This is a genomic window from Mycobacterium cajalii, assembly GCF_045809005.2.
Classification (GTDB): Bacteria; Actinomycetota; Actinomycetes; order Mycobacteriales; family Mycobacteriaceae; genus Mycobacterium.
On record NZ_CM141436.1, the window covers coordinates 1,433,153 to 1,455,400 of the forward strand.

The window sequence follows — 22,248 nt, forward strand, 5'->3', positions numbered from 1 at the left end:
GACAGGTCCGGCCCGCGGGGCTGCGTGCGCTCCCGTCCCGGCGAGCCTGTAATTCTGCAGACGAAGTGCGAGTAGGGGCCTGCAGATTTACAGCCTCGAGGCCACCGCGGCTCACGGCCGGCCAGGCCGGCCAGGGTTCGAGCGCGTGGAAAACTGAGGCACCGCCGTGAGCACGACGCACGTCATTTCGTGTCGGTCGATGGAGGATCGATGTAGCGGGCCACCGCGGCGTAGAAGATTTCGACGTAGATGTCGATCATGTGCGCGCGGCCTAGGTCGGGTCGCGTCCGCCACCAGTGTCCGAGGCGTTCAGCTGCCCCGGACATTGCGTGTGCGAGCCCTTCGGCGAACAGCGTGGGTATGCCGCGCTGATCCTTGGTGATCAGCGCGTAGGTGGTTTCGATGTTGTCCGACCGCAGGGCGGCGAGTTCTTCGCGCGACTGGGCGGGCAGCACGGCGGCGCTGCCGTAAATGAGCTCCCAGCGCTCCGGGTGGGTTTCCAGAAGCCCGAAGAAGAGGTCGGCTGCGGCCGCGAATTGCTCGCGCACGGCCAGCGAGGGGTCCACCCGCAGTTTCAGGGCCTGCACGAAGTCGGCCTGCGCCCGTCGGGCGCAGGCCAGGTATGCGCCCTCTTTGGTTGTGAAGTGGCGGTAGGCAATGGGCTTGGTCACCCCTGCGGCCTGCGCGATGTCGCCGAGCGACACCGCGGCGAACCCACGCTCGAAGAACAACCGTTCGGCGGTGTCCAACAGGTCGGTGTGGCGCAGTACCCAGGGTTGACGTGGCCTCGAGCCCAGCGTCGAGTTCGCCTCCATGGAGCAACAGCCTAACCAGCTGTTGTTACTGTTGGTAACAACCTGGTATGTTACTGCGAGTAACAAAGGTATTGCGTCGAGTTTCGGAGTCGAGTTTCGGAGGAGTTCGTGATGAGCAGCCGAGCCAGCGTGCGCATGGGGCTCGTCCAGCTGGCGGCCGATGAAAGGTTGGGCCCGCTGGTCGTTGAGTCGTCCGTCGTCGAGATTCGGTCTCGGATATGAACCGGCACGAACGATCCCGGGGCCGGGCCGGGCGCATCTTCGCCGGCGCGTGGATGCCTGCGGTCGCGCTGGTCGTCATCGTGATGGTGGGTTTCGGGGTGATTCGGATCCGGGAGAACTCGCACGCGATCAGTCATCCGCCGCAAAAACGGGCGATCCCCGCCACGGTCGTTCAGACCAACCCCAAGCGGGTCACCTACGAGGTTTTCGGCGAGCTCGGAGCTGACGGGAAAGTGTCCTACGCCGACCTCAACAGCCAACCGATCGAGGTCGACCTGACGTCTTTGCCGTGGTCGGTGTCCGAGGCCACGATGTCGTCGGCGGCGTCGCTGAGCCTGGTGGCGCAGGTCGACGGCGACTCGTTGGGATGCCGCATCCGGGTCGACGGCCAGGTTCGCGACGAGCAGGTCGTCACCCATCCGGGTGCGGCGGTGGCATGCACGGTGACGGCAGCATGACTGCGGTCCAGCTCCCGCCACTGCCGCCGAGCGAGCAGCACACCGCTCCGGTGCCGGCGCAACCCGCGGGGAAGCACGGGTCAAAGAATCGTCGGACACCCGCGCGGCTGCTGCGGGTTCTGGCGATCCCGGTGGTGATCTTCTGGGTGGTCGCCGGGGCGGCACTGAACATTTTCGTGCCCCCCTTGGAGAAAACGACCGCGGCCAACGCCAAGGCGATGATCCCGCGCGATGCACCGTCCGCGGCGGCCGCGATCACCCAGGGACACGATTTCGCGGAGTCCGACTACACGAGCATGGCCGTGGTGGTCCTGGAAACCCAGGGTCGCAAGCTCGGCGAGCAGGACCACCGGTACTACGACGAGCTGGTTCGTCGTCTGCGCGGCGACAGCGAGCACGTGCAGTCCTTGATGGACCTATGGGGCGATCCGGTGACCCGGTCGGGCCAGCAGAGCGCCGACGCGCAGGCCGCAACACTGACCGTGCGACCCGTCGGGGACTTGGGCGATGCTGACGCGAACAGGTCGATCAAGGCCATCCGCGACATCGTGGAAAAACTCGACAAAGACAAACCCGAGGGCCTCACGGTATACGTCAGCGGGCCGGCGCCCCTGGCTTCGGACACCCTCAACGCGGCCGACGAGAGCATGGTCAAGCTCACCGTCGTGACGATCGTCGTCATCACCGTCATGCTGCTCGTCGCCTACCGGTCGTTCACCAGGGCGATCATCCCGTTGTTCGGTGTGTTGATCACGCTGGCGACGGCGCGTGGCGTCGACTCGCTCCTGGTCGAAAATCACCTCATCGGGATCTCCTCGTTCGCCATGAACATGGCCGTGTCCCTGGTGCTCGGTGTCGCCACCGACTACGGGATCTTTTATCTGGGCCGTTTCCAGGAAGCCCGACGCGCCGGGCAGGACCCTGAAACCGCCTACTACACCTCGGTACACAGCGTGGCCCACGTCGTCTTGGGATCCGGCATCGCCATCTCAGGTGCGTGTCTGTGTTTGAGTTTGACCACGCTCGACTACTTCCGCACCTTGGGCCCACCGTGTTTCGTTGCGATGGTGATCGCCGTCTTCGCGGCGCTCACCCTGGGCCCGGCGCTGCTGACTTTGGGCAGCAAGCTCCCCTGGCTGTCCGAACCGGCCAGGACCAGCCCGCTGTGGCGCAAATTCGGGACCGTCATCGCCAAATGGCCCGGTGCGATGCTCGCGGTGGCCGCCCTGGTGATCCCGCTGTGCATCGCCAACCTGGCCACCTACACGGTGAGCTACAACGACCGGGATTACGCACCGGCAAGTGTCGAATCTTCCCGCGGCTACGCCGCCGCCGACCGGCATTTCCAGCCCAGCCAGCTTTCCATCGACACGCTCTACGTCAAGGCCGATCACGACATGCGCAACACCACCGACATGATCAGTCTTGACCGCATCGCCAAGAACATCGTTCGCACACCGGGCATCTCGATGGTGCAAAGCATCACCCGCCCCAACGGCCGACCGCTGGAACACGCCTCGCTGCCCTATGCGATGGGCTCCATGGGCACCAAGATCGGCCAGAATCTCGGATTCCTCAAAGACCGGGTCAAAGACGTCGACACCATGGCCGCCCGGATGGGTGACGTGATGGCCTCCACCAGGAAGATGGCCGAGATCACCGGCCAGCTCTCCGCGGGCACGCACATGTCGTTGGAGGCGTCCCGCGGTCTGAAAACCGCGATGGAGAAGACCCGCGACAATCTGGCCACGTTCGATGACTTCATCCGGCCGGTACGCAGCTATCTGTATTGGGAGCCGCACTGCTTCGACATTCCAGCATGCTGGGCGCTGCGCTCGCTCAATGAGTCGATCGACAACATCGACGAAGCGACCTCCCAACTCGGCCCCCTGGTCGACGGCTTGGGCACGGTTGACGCCGCCACCGGACAGATGATTGCGCAACTCAACGCGACGGTGAAGAACATGGCCGTCATGCAGCAACTGACGCTGACGACGCAAAGCCTGCTGCACGCCGCAGTTTCCCAGCTGGAGCCGATGGTCGGCCCGATGGTCGACATGGCTACCGCATTCGACAACGCCAAGAACGACGACTTCTTCTTCATGCCACCGGATGCGTTCACAACTCACGATTTTCGGGTCGGCCTCAAGTTCATGATGACCTCCGACGGCAAAGGCGCCCGGATCCTGATCTACCACGAGGGCGAGGCCATGAGCCCGCAAGGCATCGACCAGGTCCAGCGCGCCGAATCGGCCGCACACGAGGCCGTCAAGGGCACCTCGCTGTCGGGGGTCCGCCTGCTGACGGCCGGTGCCTCCTCGAACTACCGAGACGTACAGGCTCTTTCCGCCAACGACATTCTGACGATGATGCTCGCGACCTTCGGACTGGTGTTCCTGATCGTGATGGCGATTTCCCGAACCTTGGCAGGTTCGGTGATCGTGCTCATCACCGTGGTGCTTTCCTTCCTGGGCTCCCTGGGTTTGGCCACCTTCATCTGGGAGACCTTGCTCGGCGTCCAATTGCATTGGCTGACAATGCCGATCGCGTTCATCGTGCTGGTCGGCGTCGGGTGCGACTACAACCTGTTGTTGCTCTCGCGATACCGGGAAGAACTCCCCGCGGGCATCCGGACCGGGCTGATCCGCACCATCGCCGGGTCGGGCAACGTGGCGGTCACCGCCGCACTCGTGCTGGCAGGAACCATGCTGGCGATGCTGTCCAGCGAAGTGGTCAACATCGGCCAAGCCGGCTCCACCATCTGCATCGGACTGATCTTCGACATGGTGATCGTGCGACTGCTCCTGGTGATGCCGCTGGCCCGCACGCTCGGCCCCTGGTTCTGGTGGCCCCAAAGACTACCCACACCCCGGCACGCTCGGGGTGGAGTCACGGATGGTCGTGGCACCACGTAGCCGAGTTTGATCAGGGCATTGCGAAATTTGAGCCTTCAGCGGTGGAGCGCCGAGCGCACTCAGCCTGATAAAGCGCAGACCGTCGTACCGACTGAGTTCAATTTTTTCCCACATCGTGTCGTCGTGCGATCGCACGTCGCGTCCAGTCCCGCCGTGATCAAGCCCAGTCCAGTTCCCGCAATACCGGAAGAGGTGGCCTACTTCCGGCGAGCGCGCCCCGAATCTGTCGGAGGGATTCTCTACGCTTTCGGAGATGGACTATCCGGCGATCGATGCGCTGCGGGAACGGCACCCCGCGTGGCGGCTGCTGCGCGCCGGCAACTCCACGTTGATCCTGGCCTTCCTCGGGGAGTTTTTCGTCGAGGGCAACCGCGGTGCGTGCCCGGCAAGCGTGGTCGCGGCGCAGCTGGACGACCACCTCCATGCGCTGAACGCCGAAGTGTCCAGCGAGGACGGCTCCGAACGCTTTCCTAAGGACGCGCGGTCCTATTTGGAGGACTGGGCGGCCACCGACACCGCGTATCTGCGGCGTTTTTATCCGCCCGGCGACGACGAAGTGCACTACGAGGTCACCCCGGCGTTCGAGAAGGCCTACGCGTGGGTGACGAGTCTGCAGGGCAGGTCGTTCGTGGGGACCGAGTCCAGGCTGCACACCGTCGTCGAGCTACTGCGACAGATCGTGCACGGCACCGAAGTCGAACCCCAGGTCCGGTTGGCCGAACTGCGTCGCCGCCGTGACGAGCTCGACGCCGAGATCGCGGCCGTCGAAGCCGGCGTCGTCACCCTGCTGGACGCGACCGGGGTCCGCGACCGCTACCAGCAGCTGTCGGCGACCGCGCGGGAACTGCTCGCCGACTTCCGCGAGGTGGAAGAGAATTTTCGGCATCTCGACCGTGCCGCGCGAGAAAAGATCGCGGCATGGGATGGCTCCAAAGGCGAACTGCTCGCCGAGCTGGTCGGAAGCCGCTCCGAGATCACCGGCTCGGACCAGGGGCGCAGCTTCGGAGCCTTCTACGACTACCTACTCTCCGAGACCCGCCAAACCGAACTCGCGGAGTTGCTCGCCAAGGTCTCGGCCCTCGACACGATCGAGACCGATCACCGCATTCGCGGCATCCACCACGACTGGTCCGAGGCGGCCGATCGCGCGCAGCGCACAGTCCGCCAGATATCCGAACAACTGCGCCGCTTCCTCGACGACCAGGTCTGGCTGGAGAACCGGCGCGTTCTCGACCTGGTTCGCGCGGTGGAGGGCGTCGCCCTGGAGCTCCGGGACAACCCGCCGGCCTTCGGGCTGGAAGTCGATCAGCCGGGCATCGACACGGCGCTGCCGTTCGAGCGCCCGCTCTACCAGACGCCTGCGCCGGTAGCGGTCGAGAGCCACATTGCGGCGGCCACCGAAGAGGTCGACGCCGACCTGCTGTTCAGTCAGACCTTCGTCGACCAGGCGCGCCTGGTCGAAATCGTCCGCAGCGTCCTGCCCGAGGGCTCGGTGGCGCTGTTGTCGGACATCATCGCCGCGCACCCCATCGAGCAGGGCGCGGCGGAGATCGTCGGTTACCTCGCCCTCGATGACGAAGACGTGACGGTCGACATGGACGACACCGCTGAGACGTTGCTGGAGTACTCCGACCCCGCCGACCCGGATATCACCAAGCGGGCGCGGCTGCCCACAGTGACGGTGAAGCGGAGGTGAGAGTGAGGCGGCGATGAGTAGCGACCACGCGGTCGCCCGCGCGATCATCCGGCTGATGGGCGGTGTCGTTTACCGCGAATCCGACGAGGACACCTGGCTGACGCTGGAACGGCTGGGCGCCGGTGTCCGAGACCATTTCGCCACCATCGGCGTCGAGGTGGTCGTCGACGACGCCGAGGGCTATGCCTACCTTCGGTCCCGGCCCGAGGAAGACGGCGATGAGGCGCTGCCGCGCCTGGTCCGCCGGCGCGCACTGACCTACAACGTCAGCCTGCTGCTGGTGTTGCTGCGCAAGCGGCTCGTCGAGTTCGAAACGGCCGGTGGCGACGGCCGGCTGGTCCTGTCCACCGAGCAGATCGTGGAGATGCTGAGGCTTTTCCAGGCCGAGTCCAGCAACGACGCGCGCATCGTCGACCAGGCCGAGGCCACGATCAACAAGGCGCGCGAACTCGGGTTCTTGCGGCAGCTTCGCGGTCAGCACGACCATTGGGAGGTGCGGCGCATCCTCAAGGCCTACGTCGACGCCCAGACGTTGTCGGACTTCGCGGCGAAGCTGCGGGAGTATGCCGGAACGGTGGCCGCCGATGAGTGACGGATTGTTCTCGATGGTCGGGCTCGGTGACACCCGAAGGGCCGGCTACCGGCTCCAGTGCGCGGAAGTATTCAACTGGGGCACCTTCGACTCCCAGGTGTGGCGGTTCACTCCCGACACCGAGACGGCGCTGCTCACCGGGGATATCGGGTCGGGCAAATCGACGATCGTCGACGCGCTCACAACCTTGCTGATGCCGTCCCACAAGGCCGCCTACAACAAAGCCGCGGGTGCTGAGGCCAAGGAACGCACCCTGCGGTCCTACGTCGAGGGCCACTACAAGTCCGAGCGCAACGAGGCCACCGGACGGTCGCGGGCCAAGGGCCTGCGCGAGAACAAGCGGACCTACTCCGTCGTCCTCGGGGTGTTCACCAACCACGGCTACGACGAGACGATCACCCTCGCCCAGGTCTTCCAACAGCGCGAAAGCACCGGGCAGCCCTACCGCTTCTTCGTCACCGCGACCAAAGCGCTCTCGATCGCAACGGATTTCGCCGACTTCGGCACCGACCTACGCGATCTTCGCAAGAGGCTGCGCGCGACCGGGGCGGAGGTCTTCGACGAATTCCCCAAATACGCAACCTCGATGCGCCGCCTGCTCGGAATCCGATCCGAGCAGGCGCTCGAGCTGTTCCACCAGACCGTGTCGATGAAGTCGGTCGGCAACCTCAACGACTTCGTGCGCGACCACATGCTCGAACCCAGCGACTCGACCGAGCGGGTGCGAGACATCATCGCCCATTTCGAAGACCTGACCAAGGCACACGACGCCGTCAAGCGCGCGCGGGAGCAACTGGAGGTGCTCGACCCCGTCGTGGTGACCGCGGCGAAGTACGACGCCGCACTCGCGGGGCGTGAGTCGTTGGAGCACGAGCGATCCGCCGTCCGGCTGTTCATCGCCGAGCTTCGCTCGGGTCTGTTCGGCGACGAGATCGCCGCGCTGGAATCCGAGGGCTTGGGCCTGCTGAAAGAGCAGGACGCCGCCAAAGCGCACCAGCAGAAGCTCAAACACGAACACGACGCTCTCATCGAGGAGCGCGCCAAAGCCGGCGGGGACCGCATCGGCGAGTTGGAACGACTCGCCGAGGAGGCCCGTGCGCAGGCCCAGAGCCGTCGTCATGCCCGGACCCGGTTCGACGTCGCGATCGCCGAAGCCGGGTTGGCTCCGGTCGCCTGCGGCGAGGACTTCACGGTCCTGACCGCTGTGGCCTCCGCGGAGCGGTCGCGGCTCACCGCTCAGAAGGGAGCACTCGATGCTGACACCGTCGACGCGATCGGGCGGGAGAGGGAGTTCCAACGCCAGTGTGGCCTGATCTCCGAGGAGCTCGCGAGCTTGGAGCAGCGCACCAGCAACCTGCCCGTCGAGCAGGTCGAGGTGCGCGCGGAACTGTGTGCGGCCCTCGGGCTGACGCCCGACGACCTGCCGTATGCGGGCGAACTGCTCGACGTGACCGACGAGCACGCCCAGTGGCGCGGCGCTGCGGAGCGGGTGCTGCGCGGGTTCGCCCTCTCGCTGCTGGTGCCGCAACAACACTACGACGCTGTCGCCGGATGGGTGAACGGGCGAAGGCTCACGTTCCAGGCGCGCGGGGGCAAGCCGATCGGGGCCAAGCTTGTCTACGAAAGGGTTGCCAGACAACGGGTTCGGTTGCAAACGCCGGGGCACGAGGGGCTTTGGCTCGCCGACTGCATCGAGGTCAAGGACGGGCCGTTCCACCAGTACCTCACCGACGAGCTCACGAAGCGTGCCGACTACCGATGCGCGCCGAGCCTCGAGGAGTTCCGCGGCCAGCGGCGCGCCGTGACCCGCGAGGGCCAGGTGCGGTCCGGCGAGCGCCACGAGAAGGATGACCGGCACCGCGTCGACGATCCCCGCCGCTGGGTCCTCGGCTGGGCCAACGAACGCAAGATCGCCGCGCTCCGCGAGGAGCTGGCCGGGCTACAGGACAAGCTCGCGACGGCGGCCGCCGAGCTGGCGAGGCTCGATGCGCAGCGGGATGCGGTGCAGGCAAAGCTGCACGCCCTCGCACGTCTCGAGGGCTACCACTCCTGGAACGACCTCGACGTCGATGAGGCCCAGGCGCGCGCAGACCACCACGACGCCGAACGCGTCCGGCTGCTGTCGGGCTCTTCGCGGCTGGAGGAGATCACGCGGGCGCTCGCCGACAACGACGAGCACGCCAAAGTCGTGGGGGAATCCATCGACAGGCTCACCGGCAGGATCGCGACCACGGCCGTGGCACAAAGGCAAGCCGAGCAGGGAAAGCAACGCGATGACGCGTTTGTCGCGGCGCACCCAGAGCACGAGCTGGCGGTCGCTCGCGCGTCGTACGCCGCCCTCGACGAACGCATCGGAAAGAGCCGCCCCGGGCGGGCGGCGGACTGCGCCGAGGCGGAGGTGGCGCTGTCGGCCGATCTCCATCGGCGCATCGAGCGCCTCACCGGCCAACTCAACGGCTATGCGCTGAACCTGGGCCAGTACATGAGCGAGGTCTTGCGTCGGTGGCCCGAGCTTCGCGCGGACATGGACGCCAACGTCGATGCTCGCCAAGACTTTCTGGCGTTTCGCGATCGTGTCGCGACCGACGACCTCCCGCGTTTCGAGGCCGAGTTCAAAGAGCAGCTCAACAAGAACGCCATCCAGGAGCTGGCGGGGTTCAACAACTGGCTCAATCGACAGGCGTCGGCCATCGACGAGCGGGTGGATCGGATCAATGAGGCGCTGGGCGCGGTGCCCTACAACCCGGGCCGCTACATCCGGCTGGAGAAGGAACCCACCACGAATCAAGATGTCGCCCAGTTCCGTTCGGACCTGCGCGACCTGACCAACGACAGCCTCGCGGTCGACGGCGACCAGTACTCCGAACAACGCTTCCTCGATGTCAAGCGCATCATCGAGCGCTTCCGCGGCCGCGACGGCTACGCCGAATCCGACAAGAACTGGACGCGCCGCGTCACCGACGTGCGCAACTGGTTCGTCTTCTCCGCATCGGAGCGCGATGCCGAAACCGGCGCCGAATGGGAGCATTACAGCGATTCCGACGGCAAGTCCGGCGGCCAGAAGGAGAAGCTCGCCTACACGATCCTGGCGGCCTCCCTGGCTTACCAGTTCGGGCTGGAGTGGGGCGCCGAGCGATCCCGGGACTTCCGGTTCGCGGTCATCGACGAAGCATTTGGGCGCGGCTCGGACGTCTCGACGCGTTACGCGCTGGACCTTTTCGCGACGCTGGGGCTGCAACTTCTCATCGTCACACCCCTGCAGAAGGTGCACGTCATCGAGCCCTACGTGAAGGCGATCGGCTTCGTCGACAACCCGAACGGAACGTTCTCCCGACTTCAGACGATGACCATCGAGGAATACCGGACGCGGCGCGACGGACGGCGGTCGTGACTGCCGCGCCGACGATGCAGCGCGAAGCGATGAGGAGGAGTGGCGCCATGAGCGCGACGTGGACCACGCCGCACGACATTGCCGCGAAGGTGAGACGACGGTGGGACGACGGGTCGCTGCTGCGCGCCCACGCCAACGGCGATCCCTTCCAGCCGATCGAGGTGCCGCTGCGCGGCCCCACACCGTCGCAGGTCGGTGACGACGTTGCCGCCGCGCGCGAGTGGGTGGCCGCCCTGGATGCCGGCCGCCACTCACGCGCGGGTGACAGCCGATACGCCCTGCAATGGCAGCCGATCGGCGGCCGACGGATCGGCCGCAACCTACTGCCGGTCCGCGCGGTGGTGTCCTCGATCGAGCAGGCCTGGGCCTTGTTGGGCGCGACGACGATGGTTCGCCGATTCGACGATCTCCTGGCCCTGGCAGACCGGCAGCCGCAGGTTCGCGAGTGGATCGTCGGCCATCCGCATCGCGCGCTCGAACTGGGGCACGAGATGCCGCGGCTGATCGCCGCCTATGTGTGGCTCGACAGTCATCGTCATTCGCAGCGATACCTTCGCGAGATCAGTGCGCCCGGCGTCGACACCAAGTTCGCCGAGCGGCACCGGACGGTCCTGGCCGCGATGCTGGGTGTTTCATCGACGGCCTCCGGGTTCCTGGCCGATCTCGGTCTGCGGTGCAAGCCCGCATTGGTGCGGCTCCGGCCCTCGCCCGCACTGGGTTTCCCGGGGGCGACGCTGACCGAGCTGGCGGTGCGTTCCGAGGAGTTGGCGCAGCTCACCGTCGAACCGCGTGTTGCGGTAATCGTGGAGAACGAGATCAGCTATCTGAGCGTCGCTGTTCCCGAAGGCGGGATTGTGTTCTGGGGGAAGGGCTTCGAGGTCGACAGCATAGGCCGGCTGCGATGGCTGGCGGAGGCTGACGTCCTCTACTGGGGAGACATCGACACGCACGGATTCGCCATTCTCGACCGCCTGCGGGCGCGGCTCCCGCGGGCGCGCTCGGTACTGATGGACCGGGAGACGCTGCTGGCCCACCGCGACCGTTGGGTGACCGAGGAAAGCCCTGCGAAGTCGGCCCTGACGCGACTGACGCCGGACGAATACGACCTCTATTCGGAACTGGTCGCAGATGGGCTGGGTGAACGAGTGCGCCTCGAACAGGAGCGAATCGACTGGCATTGGGTGCAGCAACGGCTACCGGCACCGCACTGACCGTTTTCTGTGTGAAGGCCACGTCGGCGAGGCCGTGCGGATCGGGCATTGGGTCGACGACGGGTCCTTCGCTTCTACGTCGCCGCACTTGGCCACCGACGTCGGCGATGATTCGACCCCCATTCGGGGGCTCCCGCGAACTCGTCGACGAGCTCTGCGCATCCGAGGTGTTCGAGGTTCTCGAGATCGCACCCGACGCCCCGTTCGAAGATCTCGTGAATCGCTAACCCGCGCCCACCGCCAGCGCCACTGCAGCACCCCGTCCAGGCGATGGCGCACGCCGCCGGGGTGGCGTGGATCGGCTGCCTGCCCCGCACCACACCCGGCATGCCACGACCGCTGAAGCTCGGGTCACCGGCTCGCATCGCGACTGTGCCGAGGCCCTGGGCAACGTCAAACCCGACCAATTCCAGTTTGCAAAACCGACCGTCTCCAGTTTGCAAAACCGACCGGCTCCAGTTTACAAATCCGACCATTTCCAGTGTCACCAAATCTATTTCGATCACCGACCGGCTTGCAGTACCGTTTCGACTTGGTTGCTCGAATGCAGTCTCGGATCATGCCCTTCCGCTGGGCCGGCGATGAACGTGAGGTGGAATGCCGTGAGCTCTCCTTTCTACATCGACCCCGCAGTAGTCCAGTGGCTGACTGCGAATCTCGACAACATCGGCACGAACCTGGCCAGCGGCCAAGCGGCGGCGGTCGGCCCGACGACCGGGGTGGCGCCGATGGCGGCCGACGAGGTGTCGGAAGCAATCGCATCGGTGTTCGGCCAGCAGGGGCAGGAGTTTCAGTCGCTGGTCGCGAAGGCAGCGGCCTTCCATGACCAGTTCACGCGCAACTTGACGACCGGCCTGTCGCAGTATGTCAGTGCCGAGGCGGCCAATGCGGCGCGAATGTTGCAAGGTGCCGTGAGCGCGCCCGCTGGCGCAATCCTCAATTCGATCAATACGTTTTTCCTGCAGGAAACAGGGCGTGTGCTGATCGGTAACGGCGCCAACGGATACACCAACGCCCAAGGGGTCGGGACGGCCGGTGGGGCCGGCGGGTGGTTGTACGGCAGTGGCGGTAGCGGTGGTGTCAGCACGGCATCAGGCGTGGCCGGCGGTGCTGGCGGATCGGCGAGTCTCATCGGTAATGGCGGGGCCGGCGGCACAGGCGGTTACGGCGCCGCCGGTGGCGCCGGCGGTGCCGGCGGGTGGTTGTTCGGTAGCGGCGGGTCCGGCGGCACGGGTGGTTTCGGCGGTATTGGTGGTGCCGGCGGCAGGGCGTGGTTGTTCGGTGCCGGCGGCGTCGGCGGTGCCGGCGGATCATCCACCGATCCGTCTATCGCTGGTGGTGCCGGCGGTCACGGCGGTGCCGGCGGCTTGTTCATGGGCCATGGCGGTGCCGGTGGCCCCGGCGGGGCGGGGTCTCCGGGCACTACCGGCTCTGTCGCTAATCCGGCTGGTGGTCTCGGTAGTGACGGCGGCGCCGGTGGTGCCGGCGGTCGGGGCGGGTTGTTCTTGGGCGCCGGCGGTGACGGCGGTGCTGGCGGGCAGGGCGGCGCGGGTGGTAACTCCGTCGGTGGCGCTACCCCCGGTTCCCCCGGCGACGGCGGTCTAGGCGGTGTCGGGGGTCACGGCGGCATCTTGGGTGCGGAGGGTGCTCACGGCGCCCAGGGTGCTCAGGGTGCTCACGGCGCGACCGGGTAGCTATTCACCTGATGCGGCTTGACGTCAGTGGCCGATGTCGATTGTGTTGAGCGTGCCGACCTGGGTTGCATCGTGATTCGCGAACCTCGTCGCGGTGTTCGCCGACCCGTGTCCGTCCCGTGAGCAGCTTGCCGCTTTGGAGCGGCGGCAGCCGGATCGGATCGTGCGGCTGGAGGAAACCGTTGCGCGGCAGGCGGATCTGATCGCGGAGCTGCAGCGCCGGCTGGGGGGATTCATCGAATCGGGCCACGGCGCCCAAGCGCTCATCGCGAACGCGGTCGGAGCGCAAGTTCTTGAACCACATGCGCGAACTGCGTGCATCGCCGCCGGTACTACATGCTGACGAAACCTTGGCCGCCGCGCCCGCGTGCGCGACACCACCTGCGCCCCTTTCGCCCAGAAAGCGCCCTCGCTCGGAATGACGGCCCTGAGCAGTCTCATCATCTCTGCAGGACAGGATCTTTCGCTGTCGCTCGAGGCCGGAGCGCAGCAGGCAGGCGGTGCTGTCGTCACCGGCGACACGCCCGAGGAAACCGTCGCGAATCGTCGGCCTTGCCCCGGTGCGGTGTACGCCGAACAGCACGACCAACGCTCTAATGATGTACCGCCGCCGGTACTTTGCGCGCAACCCGATCCGCGACACGCGATTGCTCTGTACACTTTGAGCGGTGTCCAAACGGGTAACCGCACACTCCACGATCTGCCTGAACATGATCGTGAAAGACGAAGCCGACGTCATCGCGGAGACGCTTGATTCGGTCGCGCCCTACATCAGCTCGTGGGTGATCGTCGACACCGGCTCCACGGACGGGACCCAGGACGTGGTCCGCGAACACATGGCCCGCCTGGGCATCCCAGGCGTGATCTACAAACGACCATGGCGCAATTTCGGCCACAACCGCACCGAGGCACTGAACCTCGCCCAAGGCCACGGCGACTACATCTGGGTCATCGACGCCGACGACATCGTCGTCGGCACACCCGACTTCACCCAACTCAGCGCCGACATCTACCGCATGCGCCTCGGAGACGCCTCCTTCACCTACTGGCGCCCGCAGTTGTTCCGCGACGGGGTGCACGTGCGCTATGAAGGCGTCGTCCACGAGACGGCCGTATGGGAGTCTGACTGCGTCGTTGGGCGCCTCGAGGGCGACTACTACGTCGAATCCCGTCGCCTCGGTGCCCGCAGTCAGGATACGCAGAAGTATGCGCGTGACCGCGACCTGTTGCTGGCCGAGGTCGAACGCAACCCCGAAAATGCGCGGTCGGTGTTCTATCTGGCCCAGAGCTACTTCGATCTGGGTGATTTCGCCAACGCTCGTAAGTGGTATGAGCGGCGGGCCGAGATGGAAGGCTCGGACGAGGAGGTCTATTACTCGATGCTGCGGCTCGCAGAGTCGATGGCGGGACTCGATTGGCCGTGGCTGGTTGTCCAGGACGTCTACCTCCAGGCTTGGGAGTTTCGACCGACCCGCGCCGAGGCGCTTTATGCGATCGCTCGGCGGTACCGCGAACAGCAGCGCTACCTGCCCGGTCACTTGTTTGCCCAGCGCGCCGCCCAAATCCCGCTTCCCGAAAAGGATCTCTTGTTTGTCCGCGCGGACGTCTATGCCTGGCGTGCGCTCGACGAGCAGGCGGTGTGCGCCTCCCAGCTTGGGAAGCACGCGGAGGCGTTTGTGCTGTGCCGGCGCCTGCTGGCCCGTTCCGACATTCCTGACAGTGATCGCCAACGGATTGCGGTCAACCGCGACGTCAGCGTGCCGGTCATGCTCGAGGCGGCGTCATCCTATCCCGAGGCGCTGGTGCAACGTCTGGTCGCTGGTCCGGGCGCCAAGGTGGTGGTGAGCCTGGTCGCTGGACCGGACCGCGAGACCACCGAGCAGGCCATCAACTCGTTTCTGAACTGCTGCCTCGATCTGTCACTGTGGTTCGGGCGCTTCCTGGTGGTCGGTGCCGGCCTGTCAGGCCCCGACCGCGCGCTGCTGCGCGAGCGCTATGGGTTCCTCGAGTTTGTCGATTGCAGCCCCGGCGACGCGCCCGCCGCCCAGCTCGCGCAGCTTCGCGCCCAGATCCAGGGACGGTTCTGGCTACACCTGGGCCAGGGCTGGCGGTTCTTTGCGCCCGAGAATTTCATCACCCGCATGATCGCGGTGCTCGAATCCGAACCGCAGGTATTCCAGGTGGGCATCAACTTTGACGATGCGGGCAAGCTGACCGGCGTCTGCGCGGCCGAGCAGGCGGTGCGCCGCTCACCCGACGCCGGCCGCTACGTCCTGGCCGGGGCGGTGGCCAGCGGTCCGGCCATGTTCGACACCGCACGCCTAGATCGGGCCGGCGGCATAGGGGGCAGCGACCCAGATCCGATCGCCGAACTCGGTTGGCGGGCGGCCGCTGTCGGACTGCAGACCGCCAGCCTCGACGAGGTGCTCTGCATCGCCGCAGCCCGACCCGTGCAGCAACCCAAAGCTCCGGCCCGGGTTGCGAAGAAGGCGCCTGCCCAACCCGTCCAACAACCGAAAGCGGCGGCGCGGGTCGCGAAGAAGGCGCCTGCGCGGCCGGCTCAACAACCCACAGCCCCGGCACCGGCCGCGAAGAAGGCTGCTCCCCGACCGGCTCAGCAACCCAAAGCGCCGGCGCGGGTCGCGAAGAAGGCGCCGGTGAAGAAGGCCCCGGCGAAGACGGGACGTCGGCCGAAATCACCTCCTCAGTAACCGGATCGAAGCCGGACGGTGTTCGATATCCATTAATATCCAGTCCCCGGAATAAACTTCGCCGATGCGGGCACGCCGACCGGTATCTGCGCGGCCGAACACGAGGAGCGCCGACGCACCCGACGCAGCCGCTACGTCCTAATCGATGAGATGGCCAGCGGCCCAGCAGTTTTCGACACCGCGCTCAGCTCAAAGTGGCACTCCAGGAACCAAGCCTGGTCGAGGCGGTCCTAATCCGAAGTATCGTCGGCCGGCTTTGTATTCCGGGTCATCGCGACGAAATCTAGACGCCACAACGATTCGAATAGCTTGCGACCGAATTCCTCCATCTCGGCCGCGTTGCCTCGTGGCGCCCCTTTGCTCTGCGCCATTCGCTTGGCAATCTGTCGAATCGTTTGACGGCCATCCACCTGCTGCACGAACTGGAATTGAGCCGGGGTGAGACCCGTACGCCAATTCGGCCGGTAAATCTCTTCGCCGTCCAGGCCGCAACGCATGCGCATCCGCGGCACGTAGTCAAGGGCGTCAGCAGCTGAAAAATCGATCTTGTAGCTCTTTTCCGGCCGGTCAGGCCGGCACGCAATGAAATAATGACATGCGTTCAAGACGTGGAGCTCCTCGATCACGGACCACAGTTTGGGCTCCGGCAATGCGTTCATGGCTCGATCGAGCGAGCCCCCCGGGCTAAACCAATCGTGCGGGTAATACGGAGCATTGATGAGCCATCCCTGGAACACCAGTCCAGCTGAGTCGACGAGATCGAGAGATTCATCGACGGTAAAACTGCGCTCGTGGCCATTCAAAAATACACTGGCCAGGGCGGCGTCGGTCTGCGCCGAAACCGGTGCCATTTTGAAATAGTTGTGGACGGGGTGCTCGGGTGGTAGCGCCGAGATGATTTCTCTGACCTTTTGGACCGATTCGTCGTCGGGACCTAGACCTATGTTACTGAAGGCCAATTGCAGCATTTCGATCCCGATTCGGCCGTACTTCGCGTTGAGCATTACGCCGAGGGCACCGTCGGGCCGCAGGCAAGCGCCAAGTGCTTTCATGCCTGCCGCAGCGTCTGGCAGATGATGCAAAACGCCGGTCGTCACGATGAGGTCGAAGTCACGTTTCAGCTTCCGCACTTCTTCGAGCCGAAGCTGGTGCAACTCCAGGTTCCACAACCCGTATTTGTCTTTCAGGAATTGCTGATGGTCCAGTGCCGGTTGACTGGTGTCGACCGCGACTACTTTCGCGGCACGGTTCGTGAACGCAAAAACCGCAGCCTGGTTGGCTCCGCATCCCGCAACCAAGATGTCGAGGTTGTCCTTGTATTCGCGGTCAGGCCACAAAACCGGGTGAGCGTGAAGGGGATCGAACCATTCCCAATTGTCTTCGGTCCATGCCTGGAGGTCCTGTATCGGTTCCGGATACCTCCACGACTCGTATCGTGGGGAAAAAAGCTCGGCACGCAGATTCTGAGTCATCTCAGCAGTAGGCCTTCCCGGTCGAATGTTGATCGAGGATCGCGGATCGCTTGTCGCTGAGGGCATCAAAGGTCCAGCATCCTCCCATGGGGGATTATCGGGTACCTCCCTGTTCTGCCGCAAGCAAACACGTCGATTGGTCGAAACCGACACGATGAACGCGACTCGGCAGGAGAAGTGAATCACCCTGGGCGGTTTAGAGACTTCAGACCTTGGAATGAGGATGGAGTCGTGCCGAACGAACAGTAATCGGGAAGTCAACCGCTCGCAGATATGGTCTGGAAGAGCAAGGCAGTGCGGTCCGTATGGTCCACACGTTGCGCGCCGAATTGCGGTACCGCGCAGAGGGCGATTCAGCGGATGGCTCGTCGGCTTGGGTACGGCGTCGAGTCGGTGCGGTCGTGGAAGCGCCAGGCCGAAGAGCTGAACAGGAGAACCGAGAACCCAAGCGCGCCAACGAGATTCTGAAGCGCCAGGGAGTGCATCCGGGACGGAGCTCGACCGCCAGCACAAGAATATAGTCGCATTCACCGACGCCAACCGCGACGAAAGCGGGGTCGAGCCCATCTGCGCCGTCCTGCGCAGCGAGCTGGCCGCAACCTGCGGCGCGTCGTCGGTCCCTGGCGGCGAACCGGATGCGTGCGGTTAGCTTCGCTGGCTAACCGAGGTCAAGCCCAATCCTCTTGCTGTAATTTGCACCCATGCGCTTCGCGGTGGCGGTGGTGTCACCTCCCTCCCACCATGACCTCAGCGGCGGCGCTTTCAACGAGGTTGCCGAGGCAGTGCACCATGCTCTTCTGGCGCTTGGCCATGACTCGGTGCTGACCAACCGTCTGGACCTCGACGAGCGCCGCACCATCGTGTTCGGCGGAAACCTTCTCGTCCAGTACGGCTTGGAGCCGCCCAAAAACCCCATCTTCTACAACCTCGAGCAGTTGGGTGACGACTTGCCGTGGATGACGATGCCGGAATTCGTCGACCTGTTCCGGCGCTACCCGAGTTGGGATTACAGTCAAACCAACATCGAATACCTCGCCGCTAGGGGACTGCCCCGGCCCACCTACGTGCCGATCGGATACGTCCCCGAGCTGACCCGGATCGCGCCGGCCCCCGAGGACATCGACGTCCTTTTCTACGGCGCGCTCAACGGGCGCCGCTACGCCGTTCTCCGGGACCTGCACGACCGAGGTCTTCGGGTCAAATGGCTAACGGGCGCCTACGGCGCGAGCCGCGATGCCTGGATCGCGCGTTCGAAGATCATCCTCAACATCCATTACTGGGACGCGAAGATCTTCGAAATCACGCGGGTGTCCTATCTGCTCGCCAACAGACGCGTGGTGGTCTCCGAGCGTGGTGCCGATCCGACATTGGAGCGCGACCTGCAGTCGGGCATCGCGTTCGCCGACTACGACGAACTGGTCGATCGCTGTGTGCAGCTCCTCGGCGACGAGCGCGCGCGACACACGCTCGCCGAGCGGGGCTACCAGGTCTTCTCCGCTCGCGACCAGGCCGCCATCGTGGACCGCGCGCTGTCGGCAGGCCTCGAGGACCTCACCCACCAGACCACCACGCGGGACGGCCCGTGCCTCGATGTGCGCCGCGAAGACCACGACCACAGCGCAGATCAGCAACTCCGCGAGCGCCAACTGTTGACCTTCAACCTGTTCAAGCATAAGTCTGCGCAGGAGTGCGATTGGTTGCTGGCCCAGGTGAAACGCAATCCCGAGGATGGGCGGTCGGTCTTTTTCCTCGCCGAGACCTACTTCCGTATGGAGGATTTCGTCAACGCGCGCCGGTGGTGTGAGCGGCGGGTCGAGATGGGTGGCTGCGACGAGGAGGTCTACTGGGCGATGTATCGGCTCGCGGTGTCGATGGCCGAACTCGGTGAGCCATGGCCAGATGTTCAGGAGGCCTACCTCAAGGCGTGGGAGTTTCGACCGACCCGCGCCGAGGCGCTGCACGCCATCGCCTTTCGGTGTCGCGGCGAGCAGCGCTACTCGCTCGGTTACCAATTTGCCCAGCGCGCCGCCGAAATCCCCTTTCCCGAAGAGGACCTCTTTGTCCCCAGATACGCCGACGTCTACGCGTGGCGCGCCACCGATGAGCAGGCGGTGTGCGCATCCTGGATCGGTCAGCACGCCGAGGCATTCACGCTGTGCCGGCGGCTCATGGCCCGACCCGACCTGCCCGAGCCGGATCGGCAACGGATTGCGGCCAACCGCGATTTTTCGGTGCCGGCCATGCTCGAGGCGGCCTCACCCTACCCCGAAGCCCTAGTGCAGTCCCTGGCCGCCGGTCCCGCTCACGGCGAGGTCACCGTCAGCCTGATCGCCGGACCAGACCGGGCGACCACCGAGCAGACCATCAACTCGTTTCTGCACTGCTGCCTCGACGTGTCACGGGTCGGGCGTTTCCTGGTGCTCGACACCGGCCTGTCCGCGCCCGACCGCGCGAAACTGCGGAAACGTTACGGGTTTCTCGAGTTCGCCCGCCGCCGATCCAGCGGCAAGCCCGCCCCCCAGCTCGCGCAGTTGCGCGCGCAGATCCACGGACGGTTTTGGCTGCACCTGGGCGCGGGCTGGCGGTTTTTCGCCCCCGAAAACTACATCACCCGGCTGACCGCGGTGCTCGACGCCGAACCCCAGGTGTTTCAAGTGGGCATCAACTTCGACGATGCGGCCAAGCTGACCGGCGCCACCGCCGCCGAGCAGGCGGTGCGCCGGGCACCCGATGCTGGCCGCTACCTGCTCACCGACGGGATGGCCAGCGGCCCGGCGATGTTCGACACCGCACGCCTAGATCAAGCCCGCGGTGGGCAAAACAACGCCCCCGATCCGAACCCCCAACACGGCCGCCCCACCGCCCGCGCCGCGCTGCGCACCGCCAGCCTCGACGAAGTGCTCTGCATCTCAGATCTGGCCTCCTAGAAGTGGTCTCCGGCCATCGTGGAAATTTTGCTGGTACGCCGAGCGCACCCCGAGCCGGTGATCGACGCCAGCGGCTGCGGATCGGCACTGGCACAGTCGAATTGGCGCCCGACCGCATCGGGTCGACCGCCGTTCAGCGCTATCGGTGCCAGGTGATCGCCACCGACACTGCCGGCGGGCAGGTCCAGCGGCTCGGGGGCTGCCACCGAGTGCACGCCCGCGTGCAGGGATTCGTCCCGCTGCTCAAGGGCCACGACTGACGCCGCCAACACCGATGAGGATGATCTACGGCAGCAGAACCTAGCCCAGATTTTTCGTGAAATGCCCCGCGAAACGGGGTGTAGATAAGCGAAAGTGCCTGTCCTGCAAGGGATAATTGGACTTGTCTAGGGTTCAATTATTCCTACGGGAAGGCACTTCGCGAGTGAAGAATATCGCGCTGGCATCGCGGGTGAAAGTGTCTGCTGACGGTCATGGTGTCGTGTCGCATGCCGGGATGGGCATGCTGCGCGAGCTCGCGGACCGCACTGGGTTGTCGGCGCAGGTCACCACCGCGTTGGCCGACACTTACCGGGGCCCGTGGGTGTATGCGCCCGGGGACGTGTTCGCCGATCTGGCGGCCGCGGTCGCCGACGGCGCGGACTGCATCGACGCAGTTGGTCAACTGTGCGGCGATCGTGAGCATGTGTTCGGCGCGAAGGCGTCGACGACCACCATGTGGCGGCTGATCGATCAGCGCATCGATGCCGCCCACCTGCCGGGGGTGCGGGCAGCGCGGGCCGGGGCGCGGGCGGCGGCCTGGGAGGCCGGAGCCGCCCCCACCGAGGGTTGGCTGCACATCGACATCGACGCCACTTTGGTGATCGATCACTCCGACAACAAGACCGGCTCTGCGGCGACCTGGAAGAAAACCTATGGTCATCACCCGCTGCTGGCGTTTTTAGACCGCCCGCAGATCGCCGGAGGGGAAGCCCTGGCCGGGCTGCTGCGCAACGGTAACGCCGGCTCCAACACCGCCTCCGATCACGTCATCGTCCTCGAGCAGGCGCTGGCCTCGCTGCCGCCGCGATACCAGCCTGACCCCGACCATCACGAGGACCCCGACAAGCCGAAGGTGCTGGTGCGCTGCGACACCGCCGGAGCCACCCACCGGTTCGCCCAGGCGTGCCGCAGGCTGGGAGTGGGGTTCTCCTTCGGCTACCCCGTCGATTGGCGGGTGCAGGACGCCGTGGACACCCTCACCCTCGCCGATGTCTGGGACCCGGCCATCGACACCGACGGTGGTATCCGTGAGGGCGCCTGGGTCGCCGAGGCCACCGCTCTGGTCAACCTGTCCTCGTGGCCGGCCGGAACCCGGCTGATCCTGCGCCGGGAACGCCCCCACCCCGGGGCCCAGCTGCGGTTCACCGACGCCGACGGCATGCGCGTGACCGCGTTCATCACCGACACCGCAGCCGGCGTCATCCCTGGTCAGGTCGCCGGATTGGAGTTGCGGCACCGTCAGCACGCCCGCGTCGAGGACCGCATCCGCGAACTGAAGACCACCGGGCTGCGCAACTTGCCTTGTCACTCGTTTTGGGCCAACGCCGCCTGGTTGGAAATCATCCTGGCCGCCACCGATCTGGTCACCTGGGCCCGTCTGATCGGCTTTCACGACCACCCCGGCCTGGCCCGCGTCGAGATCACCACATTCCGCTACCGGATCCTGCACGTCGCCGCCCGCATCACCCACGGCGCACGCCAACAACGGCTACGCCTGGACGCCACCTGGCGATGGGCCGCAGCCATCGTGACCGCCTGGCAACACATCCGCACCGCCTTCGGATAACACCCTGGCGACCTCACCCAACCGATCACGAAAGACCCACCGGCCTCAGGAAAGCCCGCCCCACCCGGCGACACGGGACAACTCTCCACGCAACCACACCGAAAATGCCTACCCGGCAACACCATTCAGCGACAGAACGGCTCAATCATCAATTCGATGCAAAATCGAGGCTAGATACGCCGCAGACGCCCTCGCGGGCTCTGAGCTGCGACGATACGCGAAAGTGCCGAAATGCCGGCGATGACCGCCGGCAAACAAGACCGAATCAGCACGGTTCGTGTCTAAGATTCTTGGCGCGCCCGCTCTCTTTGCTTGG

At 65.5% G+C, this 22,248-nt stretch carries 12 protein-coding genes and 2 pseudogenes; 11 read left to right on the plus strand and 3 right to left on the minus strand.

Annotation, left to right across the window (positions count from 1 at the left end; genetic code table 11):
- Positions 1-182: 182 nt before the first annotated feature.
- Positions 183-752 carry a TetR/AcrR family transcriptional regulator gene (locus tag ACJ512_RS06850; RefSeq protein WP_407688286.1) on the minus strand — a complete coding sequence of 190 codons (570 nt, stop codon included), beginning with the start codon at positions 750-752 and terminating at the stop codon, positions 183-185.
- Positions 753-1,033: 281 nt separating this feature from the next.
- On the opposite strand from ACJ512_RS06850, the gene ACJ512_RS06855 reads away from it, so the two are divergent.
- The 7 genes and pseudogenes from ACJ512_RS06855 to ACJ512_RS06885 all read left to right on the plus strand — a co-directional run.
- Positions 1,034-1,495 (plus strand): MmpS family transport accessory protein, encoded by a 462-nt coding sequence (locus ACJ512_RS06855; RefSeq protein ID WP_407688281.1) that lies wholly within the window; start codon positions 1,034-1,036, stop codon positions 1,493-1,495.
- The gene (locus tag ACJ512_RS06860) at positions 1,492-4,410 is read left to right on the plus strand and encodes an MMPL/RND family transporter (RefSeq protein ID WP_407688280.1); all 2,919 of its coding nucleotides are present in this window, start codon (positions 1,492-1,494) and stop codon (positions 4,408-4,410) included. The genes ACJ512_RS06855 and ACJ512_RS06860 overlap by 4 nt, the downstream gene beginning before the upstream one ends.
- Positions 4,411-4,663: 253 nt before the next feature.
- The gene (locus ACJ512_RS06865; protein ID WP_407688279.1) at positions 4,664-6,106 is read left to right on the plus strand and encodes a DUF3375 domain-containing protein; all 1,443 of its coding nucleotides are present in this window, start codon (positions 4,664-4,666) and stop codon (positions 6,104-6,106) included.
- A gap of 13 nt (positions 6,107-6,119) precedes the next feature.
- Positions 6,120-6,698: a DUF4194 domain-containing protein gene (locus ACJ512_RS06870; RefSeq protein ID WP_407688278.1), complete on the plus strand. Its 579-nt coding sequence runs from the start codon at positions 6,120-6,122 to the stop codon at positions 6,696-6,698.
- Positions 6,691-10,089: an ATP-binding protein gene (locus ACJ512_RS06875; RefSeq protein WP_407688277.1), complete on the plus strand. Its 3,399-nt coding sequence runs from the start codon at positions 6,691-6,693 to the stop codon at positions 10,087-10,089. The genes ACJ512_RS06870 and ACJ512_RS06875 overlap by 8 nt, the downstream gene beginning before the upstream one ends.
- Before the next feature lie 47 nt (positions 10,090-10,136).
- On the plus strand, positions 10,137-11,300 hold the full coding sequence (locus ACJ512_RS06880; protein ID WP_407688276.1) for a Wadjet anti-phage system protein JetD domain-containing protein: 1,164 nt from the start codon (positions 10,137-10,139) through the stop codon (positions 11,298-11,300).
- Between the two features lie 677 nt (positions 11,301-11,977).
- Positions 11,978-12,985, plus strand: a pseudogene (locus ACJ512_RS06885) (PE family protein); the annotation flags it as partial.
- Between the two features lie 13 nt (positions 12,986-12,998).
- Here ACJ512_RS06885 and ACJ512_RS06890 read toward each other — a convergent pair.
- Positions 12,999-13,583 carry a hypothetical protein gene (locus tag ACJ512_RS06890; protein ID WP_407688275.1) on the minus strand — a complete coding sequence of 195 codons (585 nt, stop codon included), beginning with the start codon at positions 13,581-13,583 and terminating at the stop codon, positions 12,999-13,001.
- A gap of 79 nt (positions 13,584-13,662) precedes the next feature.
- Between ACJ512_RS06890 and ACJ512_RS06895 the strand changes: the two genes are divergently transcribed.
- Complete coding sequence (locus ACJ512_RS06895; protein ID WP_407688274.1) at positions 13,663-15,705, plus strand: tetratricopeptide repeat-containing glycosyltransferase; 2,043 nt, start codon at positions 13,663-13,665, stop codon at positions 15,703-15,705.
- A gap of 230 nt (positions 15,706-15,935) precedes the next feature.
- Here the strand turns inward: ACJ512_RS06895 and ACJ512_RS06900 are convergent, their stop codons facing one another.
- The gene (locus tag ACJ512_RS06900; RefSeq protein ID WP_407688273.1) at positions 15,936-17,177 is read right to left on the minus strand and encodes a class I SAM-dependent methyltransferase; all 1,242 of its coding nucleotides are present in this window, start codon (positions 17,175-17,177) and stop codon (positions 15,936-15,938) included.
- 248 nt (positions 17,178-17,425) lie between these two features.
- On the opposite strand from ACJ512_RS06900, the pseudogene ACJ512_RS06905 reads away from it, so the two are divergent.
- The 3 genes and pseudogenes from ACJ512_RS06905 to ACJ512_RS06915 all read left to right on the plus strand — a co-directional run.
- Positions 17,426-17,760: pseudogene (locus tag ACJ512_RS06905) on the plus strand (IS3 family transposase); the annotation flags it as partial.
- 118 nt (positions 17,761-17,878) lie between these two features.
- Positions 17,879-20,104: a hypothetical protein gene (locus tag ACJ512_RS06910; RefSeq protein ID WP_461480013.1), complete on the plus strand. Its 2,226-nt coding sequence runs from the start codon at positions 17,879-17,881 to the stop codon at positions 20,102-20,104.
- A gap of 424 nt (positions 20,105-20,528) precedes the next feature.
- Entirely contained in the window at positions 20,529-21,932 is a 1,404-nt protein-coding gene (locus ACJ512_RS06915) for an IS1380 family transposase (RefSeq protein WP_407688579.1), read from the plus strand.
- The last annotated feature ends 316 nt before the right edge of the window (positions 21,933-22,248 follow it).